General features: G+C 31.8%; 13 protein-coding genes. All 13 read right to left on the bottom strand.

All coding sequences use genetic code 11. The annotated features are described in order from the left end of the window. Position 1 precedes the first annotated feature (1 nt). Complete coding sequence (gene murA, locus ACCQ40_RS05025) at positions 2–1,276, bottom strand: UDP-N-acetylglucosamine 1-carboxyvinyltransferase (RefSeq protein ID WP_410032875.1); 1,275 nt, start codon at positions 1,274–1,276, stop codon at positions 2–4. A gap of 11 nt (positions 1,277–1,287) precedes the next feature. Beyond that, positions 1,288–1,920 (bottom strand): uracil phosphoribosyltransferase, encoded by a 633-nt coding sequence (upp, locus tag ACCQ40_RS05020; protein WP_410024302.1) that lies wholly within the window; start codon positions 1,918–1,920, stop codon positions 1,288–1,290. Positions 1,921–1,928: 8 nt separating this feature from the next. Beyond that, the gene (locus ACCQ40_RS05015) at positions 1,929–2,966 is read right to left on the bottom strand and encodes an L-threonylcarbamoyladenylate synthase (protein WP_410024301.1); all 1,038 of its coding nucleotides are present in this window, start codon (positions 2,964–2,966) and stop codon (positions 1,929–1,931) included. Next, positions 2,947–3,942, bottom strand: a complete 996-nt coding sequence (locus tag ACCQ40_RS05010) for a cation diffusion facilitator family transporter (RefSeq protein ID WP_410024300.1) — start codon at positions 3,940–3,942, stop codon at positions 2,947–2,949. The genes ACCQ40_RS05015 and ACCQ40_RS05010 overlap by 20 nt, the downstream gene beginning before the upstream one ends. 1 nt (position 3,943) lies before the next feature. Beyond that, positions 3,944–5,014, bottom strand: coding sequence for a peptide chain release factor 1 (gene prfA, locus ACCQ40_RS05005; RefSeq protein WP_394011607.1), 1,071 nt, complete (start codon positions 5,012–5,014; stop codon positions 3,944–3,946). 2 nt (positions 5,015–5,016) lie between these two features. Then, positions 5,017–5,811, bottom strand: a complete 795-nt coding sequence (prmC, locus tag ACCQ40_RS05000) for a peptide chain release factor N(5)-glutamine methyltransferase (RefSeq protein WP_410032874.1) — start codon at positions 5,809–5,811, stop codon at positions 5,017–5,019. A gap of 36 nt (positions 5,812–5,847) precedes the next feature. Further along, positions 5,848–6,051, bottom strand: coding sequence for a 50S ribosomal protein L31 (gene rpmE / locus ACCQ40_RS04995; RefSeq protein WP_101540165.1), 204 nt, complete (start codon positions 6,049–6,051; stop codon positions 5,848–5,850). 68 nt (positions 6,052–6,119) lie between these two features. Further along, positions 6,120–7,424, bottom strand: a complete 1,305-nt coding sequence (gene rho, locus ACCQ40_RS04990) for a transcription termination factor Rho (protein ID WP_410032873.1) — start codon at positions 7,422–7,424, stop codon at positions 6,120–6,122. 62 nt (positions 7,425–7,486) lie between these two features. Further along, positions 7,487–8,353, bottom strand: a complete 867-nt coding sequence (gene fba / locus ACCQ40_RS04985; protein WP_394018054.1) for a class II fructose-1,6-bisphosphate aldolase — start codon at positions 8,351–8,353, stop codon at positions 7,487–7,489. Positions 8,354–8,368: 15 nt separating this feature from the next. Continuing rightward, positions 8,369–10,114, bottom strand: coding sequence for a proline--tRNA ligase (locus ACCQ40_RS04980; RefSeq protein WP_410032872.1), 1,746 nt, complete (start codon positions 10,112–10,114; stop codon positions 8,369–8,371). A gap of 158 nt (positions 10,115–10,272) precedes the next feature. Further along, the gene (locus ACCQ40_RS04975) at positions 10,273–12,354 is read right to left on the bottom strand and encodes a Tex-like N-terminal domain-containing protein (protein WP_410032871.1); all 2,082 of its coding nucleotides are present in this window, start codon (positions 12,352–12,354) and stop codon (positions 10,273–10,275) included. 7 nt (positions 12,355–12,361) lie between these two features. Further along, a complete protein-coding gene (locus tag ACCQ40_RS04970; protein WP_394011613.1) occupies positions 12,362–13,135 on the bottom strand; it encodes a TraX family protein in 774 nt (257 codons plus the stop codon). 1 nt (position 13,136) lies between these two features. Next, positions 13,137–14,339, bottom strand: coding sequence for a hypothetical protein (locus ACCQ40_RS04965; protein WP_394011614.1), 1,203 nt, complete (start codon positions 14,337–14,339; stop codon positions 13,137–13,139). Positions 14,340–14,383: the final 44 nt, after the last annotated feature.

The raw sequence follows: 14,383 nt of genomic DNA, 5'->3' as shown, positions 1-14,383 counted from the left end.
ATTATATTTCTACTCTCTTGATATTAGCTCCAAGATTGGTAAATTTTTCTACTAGGTTGCTATATCCTCTATCAATGTGATAGATATCAGATACTCTAGTTTCACCTTCTGCAGTAAGTGCTGCTATAACTAATGCAGCACCAGCTCTTAAATCTGTTGCACGTACATCTGCTCCATGAAGTTGGTCAACCCCTGCAATAGTCGCTTTATTACCACTTGTAGCAATAGCTGCTCCCATTTTGTTAAGTTGTTCTACGTGCATAAATCTATTTTCAAAAACTGTTTCTTGGATTTTACTTTCTCCCTCACAAATTGTCATAAGCGCCATAAATTGTGCTTGAACATCTGTTGGGAAACCTGGGTATGGAAGGGTTTGAATGTTTGTAGGTTTTAATTTTTTATCAACCTTTACCTTAATGATATCTTCATCATCTATTTCATCTACTTCTGCACCCATTTCGATTAATTTTGCAATTACAGGTCTTATATGAGATCCTATTACATTATTAATTGTTACATTTCCTTTTGTCATTGCAGCAGCAATCATATAGCTTGCTGCTTCTATCCTATCTGGAATAATTGTATGACGAGTTCCTGTAAGTTTTTCTACACCTTCAATAGTGATTGTAGATGTACCAGCTCCCTTAATTTTTGCACCCATTTTTGATAAAAATGACGCAAGATCAACTATCTCTGGTTCTTTTGCAGCATTTTCAATTATAGTTTCACCTTCTGCAAGGGTAGCTGCCATCATAATATTTTGTGTAGCTCCTACTGATGGGAAATCTAGGTAGATTTCATTACCTATTAATTTGCCATCAGTTTTTATTGAAATCTCATCATCATTTACGATGTTTGTAGCACCTAGTGCTTCAAATCCTTTTAAGTGTAAATCTATTGGACGAGCTCCTATATTACATCCACCAGGAGCCTTTGTATAGGCTTCTTTAAATCTTGATAAAAGAGGTCCCATTACGACAAAAGATGCACGCATCTTATCCATAAGTTCAAAAGGTGTCTCGCAAGTGTTTATTCCTGATGAATCAATTCTTACTGAGTCTTCACTAATATACTCTACTTTAGAGCCAAGATGTCTTAAAACCTCAATCATGATTTCAACATCTTTAAGTCCTGGAACTCCATCTAATATTATTTCTTCAGTTCCTAGTACGCAGGCTGCAAGTATTGGCAAAGCAGAGTTTTTTGCACCTGAAATAGTAACTTCACCTTCTAGTGGCCCACCACCATTAATAACTAAAATTTCTTTTTTATCCATTTAAAATTCCTTTATTTTGTACCAAATAGTCTATCTCCAGCATCTCCCAGCCCTGGTACAATATAACTATCTTCATTAAGTCCATCATCTAATTGTGCAATAAATATTTCAACATCTGGGTGTTCTTCTTGTAGCTTTTTAACACCCTCTGGAGCTGCAATTATGCTTAACAATTTAATATCTTTGCATCCTTTTTCTTTTAATCTTCCAATAGCATCGCAAGCTGATCCACCAGTGGCAAGCATTGGGTCAACAACTAATATATCTCTACTTTCAACATCTTTTGGTAATTTTGAGTAGTATTCTACAGGCATTAAAGTTTCTTCATCTCGGTACATACCTATATGACCTATTTTAGCTGCAGGAATTACCTCAAGTACTCCATCAACCATGCCTAGGCCTGCTCTTAAAATAGGAACTATGCCCAATTTTTTTCCTGAAATCCTATAACCAGTTGTTTTAGCTACTGGAGTTTCTAATTCGTATTGCTCCAATTCTAAATCTTTGGTAGCCTCATAAGCTAACATTATAGAAAGTTCTTTTATAATTGATCTAAACTCAGTTGCCCCAGTACTAACGTCTCTTAAAATTGAGATTTTATGTTTGATAACTGGATGGTTTAGTACATTTACATTTTCTTGCATAATTCCTCCTAAAGATAAAATATATTATTAGATGCGGATTTTTTCATTCTATTCATTATACTCTTACCCAAGTCGATATCATTAACTCCTTCTGCTAGGATAATATCTACTCCTACACTATCCATCTCTCTTAGTGCCGTAAAGAGGACATGGCTCATATATGAAAGATTGTCCCTATTACCAAAAGATATAGTTTTAAAGTCATCAAAATATGCTATAGAATCATCAAAGGTTAGTATTCCCACCTTATAATTTTGATTTTTATATTTCATAGCTTGGTCTAAGATTTTCTTAGAAGCGTTATCTCCTATATATACTTTCATTTTTGCATTTGGAGAGTAATGTTTATACTTTTGACCTGGAGATTTTGGTATTTTACCATCATTTACCAATGCATCATCTAGGGTAATTGATGGTATGATTTCTTTTAAATATTCATAGGTATAATATCCTGGTCTTAAAATAACAGGATTTTTCTCACTACAATCTACTACTGTTGACTCAATACCTATCTTACAAGAGCCACCGTCTAAAATCATAGGTATTTTTCCATTTAAGTCTTGAAAAACATCCTTAGCTCTAGTAGGAGATGGTTTACCCGATGTATTAGCACTGGGTGCTGCTATAGGGGTATTTGCTTTTGTTATAAAATTTAAGGCAATTTTATCACTTGGCATTCTTATAGCAACAGTATCAAGTCCTGCAGTAACAGCATCAGGAACTACTGATTTTTTTTTCATAATCAAAGTTAGTGGTCCTGGCCAGCAAGTTTTAATTAATTTTTTAGCATCATCGTTTATGCTATCTACTAAATTATATAGCATATCTTGATTTGAAATATGTAAAATTAATGGATTATCAGATGGTCTGCCTTTTGCTGCAAAAATTTTCTGGCATGCAGCCTCATTTAGACCATCTGCACCGAGTCCATAAACGGTTTCAGTGGGAAAAGCAACTAAGTTTCCCTCATTTATTATGTTTGCTGCTATGTTTAGAATATTTTGATCAATATTGTCTTTATCTAAACTAAAAATCTTCGTAATCATTCCTAGCCTGCAATTCTATTTTTTTTATCTCAGCTTCTACCCTCTCGTTCATTATTAGTGAATATGTTGGATCCATATGAATGCTAAGATCTAATCCAATTTCTTTTTTAATTTCTCTTTGTATGTCAGTAACAATTTTATGAGCTACAAGTAGTGATAAATTTTCTGCAATTTCGACATCAACTGATCCATCTAAGTTACCCTTCCCATATTCATGAAGGTGTAAATTGTGGTAACCTATTATAAAATCATTTGCTAGTATTATATTGCCAACTCTTTTTTCAATCTCAGGGTCTACTCGCTCTCCTAAAAGATAAGCTGCAGATTGTTTAAATAAATCAAGACCTGGCATAAATACAAATACAGCTAGTATTGCTCCCATTATGGCATCTACTTTTATTCCCAAGTATTTTTCAAACAAAGCACCTATAATAATACCTAAAGTAGCAAGAATATCATTTCTAGCATCAGCCATTACGCCAAAGTTTAAGTCAGAATCTAAATCTTTATATAGTTTCTTATTTAAAAAATAAATGTAAACTTTAGTAAGAATACTAAAGGAAAGAACAATAATTGCTATAGTACTAAAATCGGTAACACTATCATTTGCATAATGTTGAAGGGCATTTATAAATAATTGCGCCCCCACATACATAATTAATATTCCAACTAAAAGTGATATCAAACTTTCACTACGCCCATGGCCATATGGGTGATCTTTATCAGCTGGTTTTTGGCTAACTTTTGATCCTACAAGGGCCATTATAGAAACTACAGTATCAGATAAATTATTAAAACCATCATTTATTATAGCTGATGAATTTGTAGAATAACCTACAAGTAGCTTAAATATAACCAAAATAAGGTTAATGACTATTCCTATAATAGAAGATAGTGATATTAATTTTAATCTGACACTTGGATTACTATGATTCTTATAATTTTTTATAAACTTACTTGCTAAAAAGTTAAACAAGTTATTCTCCTATTTGTTCAAGCTTTCTAGTTTGATCTTCAGCTATTAGTGAGTTTATCATCTCTTCTATATTACCATTTAAAAAATCATCTAGTTGGTAGATAGTTTTATTTATTCTATGATCAGTAATCCTTCCTTGTGGGAAGTTATAAGTTCTAATTCTCTCACTTCTATCTCCAGTACCTACCTGAGATTTTCTGTTATCAGCTATCTCTTTATTTCTTTTTTCTTCTTCAAGTTCATAAAGACGAGCTCTTAAAACCCTCATAGCTTTTTCTTTATTTTTTATCTGACTTTTTTCATCTTGACATGTTACAACAAGACCTGTTGGTTCGTGAGTCAATCTTACAGCTGAGTCAGTTGTATTTACTGATTGACCACCGTTACCACTTGATCTATACACATCTACTCTAACATCATTAGGATCTATTTGAATATCTACATCATCAACTTCTGGTAAAACCGCAACTGTTGCTGTTGAGGTGTGAATTCTACCGCCTGATTCTGTTTCTGGTACACGTTGAACTCTGTGTACACCTGATTCATATTTTAATTTTGAATAGGCTCCCTCGCCTTTTACAACAAAAGTAGCTTCTTTAATACCACCAACACCTTGGTTATCTACATCTATTTCTTCAGTTTTAAATCCTGCTTTATCAGCATACATGTTATACATTCTATAAAGATCACCAGCAAATAGCCCAGCTTCATCTCCACCTGCACCAGGACGTATTTCGACAATAACGTCTTTGCTATCGTTAGGGTCTTTAGGTATAAGTAAGATTCTCATCTCTTCATTATAGGTTTCAAGATTTTTCTTATTTTCACTAATTTCTTCTTTTAGCATATCAAGCATTTCACTATCATTAGTTTCACTCATTAGTTCTTGATTTTCTTCAATAATTGCTTGAGCTTGTAAGATATCTTCGTATTTTTCAACAATTGGTTTTAGTGAGTTATACTCTCTAGAAATTTTTGTATACTTATCTATATCGGATAATATTTCAGGATCAGCAAGTTTTAATTCCAAATCCTTATAATTTTCTCTAATATGATCTAAATTTTCAAACATATTTATCCTTTCTGGGCCACGACAATTCTATCGAAGCCGTTATAATCTTTTATATTGTCTATATTTTTAAAATCAGATTTGATCAACAGGTCATTTATGGCTGTCTTTTGGTCATATCCAATCTCAAAAATAAGGTGGCCATCATTATTTAAATAATTCGAAGCTTCTTTTATAATATCTTTATAAAAATCTAGGCCATCTATACCACCTACTAGAGCAGTTGTTGGCTCGTAAAATAATTTTTTATCTAAAGATTTATAATCTTCTTCACTAATATAAGGTGGATTTGAAACTATAAGGTCAAACTTTTCATTAACATTAGTAAATAAGTCACTTTTTAAAAAATTAACATTATCTAAAGCTAATCTCTTTTTATTTTCATTTGCAAGAGATAAGGCCTCATCTGATATATCTACCCCAATAACTTTGGATTCATCCAAATTATTTGCTAAGGCTAGGCTAATAGCTCCTGTTCCTGTTCCTATATCCAGTATAGATTTTTTATTTATAGAGCTATCTAATATATACTCAACTAAAATTTCTGTCTCAAATCTAGGTATTAGGGCTCTTTTATCTACTAATAAATCCAAGCCAAAAAAATCCCAATGACCTATAGCATATTGGAGAGGCTCACCCTTTGCTAGTTTTTGTTCTATTATTTTTAAATCATAACTAGTTTCTTCATTTAAATTGAAATCTTGGTTTAAATATATAAATGATTTTGATTTATCAATTAAATAGCTAAGAGCAATTATTAAGTCTGGATTATTCTTAGCTAAAATATCTTTTATTTTCATTATTTACACAAAAATAAGGTTAGTTGCCTAACCTTATTATTTTCTACCGTATCTTCTGTTAAATTTCTCAACGTTACCACCACGTTCAGCATTTCTTTGTTTTCCTGAGTAGAATGGATGGCAATTGTTGCAAACTTCTACTTTAATTTCTTCTTCAGTAGATCCTACTGTGAATTCATTTCCACAAGAAATACATGTTACTTTTGCTTCGTGGTATTCTGGTTGGATTTCTTTATTCATTTAAACACCTCTATTTCTTGATTCAATAAGCATAATAAATTATACCATCTTGAAATACTAATATCAACTTATAAAGAATTATTTATAAGCTTCATTAAATTTTCATTATCTGGTGTTCTTTTAATTAAATCGATCAGTTCAACTATAGATTCGGTAGTATCCATCTCTGATTTTCTTATTTTATATATGGCTTCCAGCTCATCTTGGCTTAAAAGTAATTCTTCACGTCTAGTAGATGATTTTTCTATGTTTATAGCTGGGAATATTCTTCTATCTGATAGTCTTCTATCAAGATGTATTTCCATATTTCCTGTTCCCTTAAACTCTTCAAAAATCATATCATCCATACGGCTACCTGTATCTACTAAGGCAGTAGCAAGTATTGTAAGTGATCCACCATCTTCTACATTACGAGCAGCTCCAAAAAATTGTTTGGGTCCAACTAAGGCTAATGGATCTAGCCCTCCTGACAGAGTCCTACCTGATTGAGGAGTGATGATATTATAAGCACGTGCAAGTCTTGTAATAGAATCTAGTAAGATAACTACATCTTTCTTATCCTCAACAAATCTTTTTGCACGTTCTAAAATCATTTCAGCGATATCTATATGATTTTGTGGAGGCATATCAAAGGTGGATGATGCTACCTCTGTCCTCATATAATCATTATTAGGATCACGATATTCATTTACATATCTTATAAAATCAGTAACCTCTTCTGGTCTTTCATCGATTAAAAGAACAAAGATTTTAACATCGTCATAATTTTTTTCTATAGAACGTTCAATATTTTTTATCAGAGTTGTCTTACCAGATTTAGGTTGAGAAACAATAAGTCCCCTTTGACCTCGCCCAATAGGTGCAATCATATCTATAATACGTCCAGGAACGTTTTCTCGATTTGTTTGAAGCCTTATTCTTTGATTTGGATAAATAGGGGTTAAGTCTTCAAAGGATAGTCTATTAAAGGCTTCACCTGGTTTGATACCATTTACATCTGAAACAAAGATTAAAGGAGCAAATTTATCCTTATCATGTTTTTCTCTTGCAATACCTTTTATATAGTCACCCGTTTTTAGTCTAAACATTTTAATCTGCTTAGGTGGGACATAAATATCATCATCGCCTTGCTCATAAAGATCAGATCTTAAAAATCCAAAACCATCTGGAAGGATTTCTAGGACACCTTCACAATCAAACTTATCTCCAAGATCATTGTCTTGTTTTTCTTTTTCTTCTTCTTCTTTTTCTCTTCTTTTTTCTTCTATTAATTTAATTAATTCATCTTTTTTATATTTTGTAACCGACGGAATTTCTAGATCTTTTGCTATTTCCCTAAGTTCAGCTACAAGTTTTTCTTCTAAATTCTCCATATGTATCCTGTGAAAAAATTAAAGGACCAATTGGTTAAACCAAAATGGCCCTTTTTTAGTAATTATTTATTAGCAGAACCTTCAGAACCAAACATATCAAGTTTTTGATATATAATTTCTTTAATAGCTTCAGTTCCTGGTGCTAATAGTTTTCTTGGGTCAAAGCCTTTACCTTCTAGGTCTTTACCAGCTTCAACATACTCTCTAGTTGCTTTAGCAAATGCTAATTGACATTCTGTATTTACATTTATTTTTGAAACTCCAAGTTCAATAGCTTTTTTGATTTGATCTTCTGGAATTCCTGTACCACCGTGTAGAACTATAGGCATATTTACTGCATCTGACACTTCTTTTAATCTATCAAAGTTTAATCCTTGCCAATCAGCTGGATAAACACCGTGGATATTACCAATACCTGCTGCAATAAAGTCAAGTCCACAAGAAGCTAGTTGCTTACATTCATCTACATCTGCAAGTTCTCCAGCGCTTGTAACACCATCTTCTTCTCCACCAATACCGCCAACTTCTCCTTCTACAGAGATGCCTTTAGCGTGAGCTAACTCTACAATTTCACGAGTTTTTTCTAAGTTTTCTTCAAGTGGTAGACTTGATCCATCAAACATAACAGAAGTATAACCAGCTTCAATTGCTTTTTTAGCTCCTTCATATGTTCCATGGTCTAAGTGAAGGGCAACTGGTACTGTGATCCCTAAATCATCGTGCATTGTTTTTACAAGAGCTGCCACTGTATTAAAACCACCCATGTATTTTACTGCACCCTCAGATGAAGCGATGATTACAGCTGTTTGTTTTTCTTCACAAGCTTGAAGAATAGCTTTTGTCCATTCTAGGTTATTTGTATTAAAGTGACCAATAGCATATCCATTTTCATAAGCTTTGTCTAACATTTCTTTTGCATTTACTAACATATTCTTTCTCTCCTTTTAAGCTTCGTAAGTTCCTGGTTTATGCCTAGTCATAACTAAATCTGACTTGACATTTTCAATAACTTTTTTAATAGCTTCATTAACATCTACAGATTCATTTATACCCTCACGACGTGTAGAGTATTCAACTTTTTTATCAGCTGCTTGCTTACCTACAGTTATTCTATATGGAATACCTATAAGGTCTCTATCATTAAATTTAACTCCAGCTCTTTCTTGTCTATCATCTAATAAGACATCTATACCATTTTCTTGAAGTTTTTCATAAATTTCTTCTGATAGAGCTTTTTGTTCTTCATCTTTTGTATTTATTGTTGTGATGATTGCTTCAAAAGGTGCAACTGTTGTTGGCCAAATGATACCTTTTTCATCGTGATTTTGTTCAATAATAGCTGCGATGGAACGGCTAACACCTATACCATAAGAACCCATAACTATAGGTTGTTGCTTACCATCTTTATCTAAGTAATAAGCACCGACAGATTCAGAATATTTTGTACCAAGTTGGAAAATATTTCCTACTTCTATACCTTGGGCAGCTTTTAATTTACCAGACCCATCTATAGCCATGTCGCCTTCTTTAGCTGTTAGAAGATCTTCTGCAACTTCTCCATCAAAATCACGACCAAATGTGGCATTAATGTAGTGGTGGTTTTTCTTATTTGCACCTATAACAGTATTTGTCATTTGAGTAATTGATTTATCAACAATGATTCTTGGTTCATTTAATAATCCTTTTGGTCCAGTATATCCTGGTTCTGCTCCAGTATATTTTAGGATCATTTCATCATCCATCATTTCAATTTCGTGCTCTGGAACTTGTAGGTAGGCAATAAGTTTTGCCATATTTAGTTCTCTATCACCTGGTACAAATACGAAAACTGGTTCGCCTTCTACTTTTAAGTCTACAGTTTTTACTAGTTTTTCTTCTGGTACACCTAAGAATTCACTAACTTCTTTTATTGTGGTTTTATCAGTTGTTTCTACTAGTTCAAGATCTTTTAATTCTTCAGTTTCATATTCTTTGATAAAGGCTGCTTTTTCTATTGTTGCTGCATAATCTGACTCATCAGTATAAAAAATTATACCTTCACCATTTTCAGCTGTAGCTATAAATTCGTGTGAAACCCTACCCCCCATGGCTCCAGTATCACCTTGTACGATTTTATAGTCAAGTCTCATATTATCAAAGGCTTGGATGTAAGCATCCCACATTTTTTGGTAAGAAATTTGTAATTGGTCATAGTCTTCATCAAATGAATAAGCATCTTTCATAAGAAAGCTACGAGCTCTGATGATACCATTTCTAGGTCTTCTTTCATCTCTAAATTTTTCAACGATTTGATAGAGATTTAAAGGTAACTGTTTATAAGAAACTAATTCGTTTTTTACTAAATCCGCAAAATATTCCTCAGCTGTTGGACCAAAACAGTAATCACGACCAAGTCTATCAGTCATTTTAAGCATTTCTGGACCAAATGTTTGCCATCTACCAGATGCTTCCCATAATTCTTTTGGTTGAATCATAGAAGTCTCAACTTGGATAGAATCATAATCTTCCATAGCATCACGAACTATTTGATAAATTTTATTCTTAACTTTCATACCAAGTGGTAAGTAAGAATAAATACCTGTTTCTTGTTTTCTAATAAATGCTCCTCTTACAAGTAGCTTATGACTTACTACCTCGGCATCTGCTGGGTCATCCCTTAGGGTTGGCATATAGTAATTTGTTAATTTCATTCATATCTCCTATTATAAAAATTTGTTGCTAAGTCTATTTAATTATTATATAAATTTAGAATTCGGGGGCTTTAGCAACGCACTTATTATAATATGTTTTTGTGTTTGCTTTTTTGTCATTAAAATAATTTGACTTATGATTATCCATATAATCTCCTTTAGTTTATCATCGATAAAGATATTCTTGACTTTTCTTTATCAATATCGATAACCTTAACATTAATTATATCCGAATTTTTTAAAATTTCATTAGGATCAGTTATGAACTTATCACTCATTTTTGATATATGAACTAGCCCATCAGTCCCTACACCTATATCAACAAAGGCTCCAAAGTCAGTTACATTTCTAACTTTACCCTTTAACTCATCCCCAATTTTTATATCATCTATAGTCATAATCTCCGATTTTGTTAAAACTTCTGGATTCTCATCTCTAGGATCACGTCCTGGTTTTTGAAGTTCTTTTATTATATCTTCTAATGTTGGTACTCCTACACCTAAATCTTTACTCACTTCGCTAATATCTATCTTATCTAAATCATAGTTAGCAAGTTTTTTAGCTATAGCATAGCTTTCCGGATGAACTCCAGTATTATCTAGTAATTCTGGAGAATCAGGAAATCTCAGAAATCCCGCAGCTAGTTTATAAGTTTTATTTCCCAATCCTTTTATGCTTTTTAAATCTTTTCTATAAATGATTGACCCCTCTTTAAAACTATCTTCTATTCTTTTAGCAAGGGTTAAGTTTAGACCTGAAACGTAGGAAAGGAGCTTGTAAGAAGCATTATTAATGGATACTCCTACTTCATTTACTGCATCTTCTACGACCTTAGATAATTCTTCATCTAATTTTTTCTCATTTAAATCATGCTGGTATTGGCCAACTCCAATATGTTTAGGTTCAATTTTTACAAGTTCTGCCATAGGATCTTGAAGTCTTCTTGCCATAGAAACTGCCCCACGGATTGTTACATCTAAATCTGGAAACTCTTCTTCTCCTAAAGCTGATGCAGAATAAACTGAAGCGCCAGCTTCATTAACTACTGCATAGGCTAGGTCCCTATCACTTTGCTCTATAAGTTTATTTACAAATATTTCTGTTTCTCTACTTGCTGTAGCATTTCCTAGGGCAATTAAGTTAACATCATGTTTTTCAATCAAATCATTTAATATTTTTATAGATTCTTTTTCCTTTTTATGAGGCTCTACTGGGTAAATTACTGCTTGATCAAGATATTTACCATTGCCATCCACAACAGCTACCTTACAACCAGTTCGAAAACCAGGGTCAAGACCCATAACAGTTTTACCTTTTATAGGTCTTTGCAAAAAGTATGGTTTTAAGTTTTTAGAAAAAACTTTAATTGATTCATCTTCCGCTGATTCTGTTAAGAAATTACGAAGTTCAGTTGTAATTGAAGGTAAAATTAATCTTTTGTAAGCATCATCAATACCTAGCTCCAGCAATTCTTTTTGAAAATCATTATTTACTTGATATAAATCGGCAATAAGTTTTTTGTTATAAGCATCTGAAAATTCTAATTTGACACTTAAAGCACCTTCTCTTTCTGCCCTGTTGATAGCCAAAATTTGGTAAGATTTTATATCTTTGAGTTTTTTACTAAAATCATAATAGGTTTCATAGGTTCTTTCGGAATCATCCTTTTCAGTTGCAATTAACTTTGCCCTAATCATCCCATCTCGTCTAATAATATTTCTAGCATCAATATTGTTTGATATATCTTCTGCTAGGATATCCAAAGATTTTTCTATTGCAAGTTCTGGACTATCAACATCTTCATTAACAAAGTCTTTTGCAAATTCTAGAGCATTTTCTCTATCTTTAGCTTCAGCCATTAAATATTTATATAAAGGTTCAAGGCCCATTTCTTTCGCCTTATCAGCCCTTGTTTTTCTTTTTTTCTTAAATGGAGCATAGATATCTTCTAAAAGAGTTAGAGAATTTGCTGATAAGATTTGCTCTTTTAATTCATCTGTAAGCTTTTCTTGACTTTCTAGTGAGGTAATAATCTCTTCTTGTCTTTTTTCTATATTTCTAAGTTTATTTAAGTTTTTTTCTATATTCCTAATATCAACATCTGTAAGGTTGCCAGTCTTTTCTTTTCTATATCTTGCGATAAAAGCAACTGTGGACCCTTCATCCAAAAGTTCAATTACATTAGAAATATTTTTCTCGTTTATTTTTAGTTGTTCTGATAAAATTTGTGTAATGTTCATAATATCCTTATAAAATTAAAAGTTTCAGTAAGTAAATAAGTAAAAGATGGGCTGGATAAAAAATATAAAAAGCCCATTTGTTTTGTTTTCCTTTTTGTCCATTATAGAGCATAATTAACGGGATTGATAAATAAACAAAACCATAGCTAATAGGTATAGCATATCCAAATACTCTAAATTCAAAATAAAAAGCTATTAATAAAGCTAGTGCGGTTAGAAGTTTATTATCCTTTGCCAAATATAAAAGTACTATAGCAACTATCCCATTTACGTTATAATCAGTCCTCATAATTAAAGAAAGATTTCTGGCTAATATTATAATTAATAAACCAGCTAGGACCTTAATTACAACATTATAATTACTCTTTCTTAAGTAGTCTATCCCATATACTGTGATAGCCCCCATTAATAGTGTAAAAATAACATTTTGACTTTCCCAATAAAAAGGCGTCCCATAAAGTGCTAAGTCAAATGGAATTTCTGATATTAGGGAAAATATAAACATCCTTAGCATATATTTTCTAAAATCCTTGGTATAAATAACTGCTTGAACAGTAAAAAAACAAAAAATAGGCATTGATATCCTACCTAGAAAAACAAATATATCTGCTAGAACGTAATATTTATTACCTAGACCATATATAAATCCTGTTTGTGCTAAGTGGGATAAGAGCATAAAAAACATGGCAATATATTTTAAATGTGCCCCTGTTAAATATGATCTTTGCCTATACCAAACTTTCGTATACACTTCTTTTGGTTTGTATTCTAAAAAATTCATTTTAATTTCCTGTAATAAAGTTTATTTTATATTTTGGAAAATTCATGCTAATAATTTTTCCACCAACATTGGCGTAGTCTTTTTCGTCTATATCATATATATTTGATGGATCAAAAAAGACAACCTTGCTGGATGGATTTTGATTAGGGCTTACTATTAGCTCAAACTTATACGAGTCTTTAGCTTTTGAGTACATAAGCAAAATATCTATAAATCGACCATAGTCATATTCGTTTACATTTTCAAATTCTAAGTCAATCTTATATTCATTATTTTCTTGGATTTTAAGAATAGGCCTAGAACTTGTGTAAGATATTTTTTCGCCTGATTTCAAGCTAGTGATTATCATAGTTGTTTGATTGTGATTATTAGAAAAATCGCTACTTACAAGTTTTAAAAGATCAGTATTTGAAAGAGAATGAGAAGATTCTTTATCGTATTCACCATGTCCGATTTTTTCATTTTCTTTCTTATCAGATTCAATATTTGCCACACTTATTTTTTCTTCTATATCTTTTTTGTCAATTTTTATAGTTTCAGTGGCTTCTTTTGGATCCACTTTTTTTTCTAAAGTTTTTCTAGTTCTCCTGCCCTGGTTTTTAGAGTTATGATAACTTTTTTTGCTTTCATCTGAACTTAAATAATCTTTTATCTCTTTAAAGTCCATCTTATCCCCTAAGATAATACTTTCTTTAGCGCTAAGGTACTTATAAGTAGAATATATTGTTTTAACGAGCATATAGATAAAAGTAATTGATGTTAGAATCCTAATAATTTTTCCATCTACTATCCAATCTAAATGAACTAAATTTAAAAATAGCATAATCAAAAAAGGAAGGATACCTGTGTATCTGAAAAAATTACCCACCTTACTATCGCTTTTTTTAGATGTAGATATTCCTAAATTGCTCATTCTTATTAGTATCTTAAATATCTTTAAGAAAAATATTATAAAACCCACTATGTAAAGTATGGTAACAAAATTATAAACCTGTGGAAAATTATAATATATATCATAAGGAATAGATTTGATTGCATAATCGATTCCAAAGGCTAGGGCCAAAACAAATAGTCCTGTTTTTCTAAAAGTCCTAGATATAATAAAAATAAGAAAATTCAATAATATAAAAATTAGGGGTAACAAAGCTAGCCTGTTACTCATTAGAATTGTTTGTAGTTGTCTTAAAATAAATGAAAAATCCATAATAAACTCCTACTTAATTATATCAAATATGATTCTTTTGCCAA

The sequence above is a fragment of the Anaerococcus cruorum genome, from assembly GCF_046365495.1.
Classification (GTDB): Bacteria; Bacillota; Clostridia; order Tissierellales; family Peptoniphilaceae; genus Anaerococcus; species Anaerococcus cruorum.
This window is presented reverse-complemented; position numbering and strand designations above follow the sequence as displayed.

Bases quoted from the DNA above. Each gene is read 5' to 3' on its own strand.
- murA (WP_410032875.1), bottom strand. From the start codon at position 1,276: ATGGATAAAAAAGAAATTTTAGTTATTAATGGTGGTGGGCCACTAGAA.
- upp (WP_410024302.1), bottom strand. From the start codon at position 1,920: ATGCAAGAAAATGTAAATGTACTAAACCATCCAGTTATCAAACATAAA.
- ACCQ40_RS05015 (WP_410024301.1), bottom strand. From the start codon at position 2,966: ATGATTACGAAGATTTTTAGTTTAGATAAAGACAATATTGATCAAAAT.
- prfA (WP_394011607.1), bottom strand. From the start codon at position 5,014: ATGTTTGAAAATTTAGATCATATTAGAGAAAATTATAAGGATTTGGAA.
- prmC (WP_410032874.1), bottom strand. From the start codon at position 5,811: ATGAAAATAAAAGATATTTTAGCTAAGAATAATCCAGACTTAATAATT.
- rpmE (WP_101540165.1), bottom strand. From the start codon at position 6,051: ATGAATAAAGAAATCCAACCAGAATACCACGAAGCAAAAGTAACATGT.
- rho (WP_410032873.1), bottom strand. From the start codon at position 7,424: ATGGAGAATTTAGAAGAAAAACTTGTAGCTGAACTTAGGGAAATAGCA.
- fba (WP_394018054.1), bottom strand. From the start codon at position 8,353: ATGTTAGTAAATGCAAAAGAAATGTTAGACAAAGCTTATGAAAATGGA.
- ACCQ40_RS04980 (WP_410032872.1), bottom strand. From the start codon at position 10,114: ATGAAATTAACAAATTACTATATGCCAACCCTAAGGGATGACCCAGCA.
- ACCQ40_RS04975 (WP_410032871.1), bottom strand. From the start codon at position 12,354: ATGAACATTACACAAATTTTATCAGAACAACTAAAAATAAACGAGAAA.
- ACCQ40_RS04970 (WP_394011613.1), bottom strand. From the start codon at position 13,135: ATGAATTTTTTAGAATACAAACCAAAAGAAGTGTATACGAAAGTTTGG.
- ACCQ40_RS04965 (WP_394011614.1), bottom strand. From the start codon at position 14,339: ATGGATTTTTCATTTATTTTAAGACAACTACAAACAATTCTAATGAGT.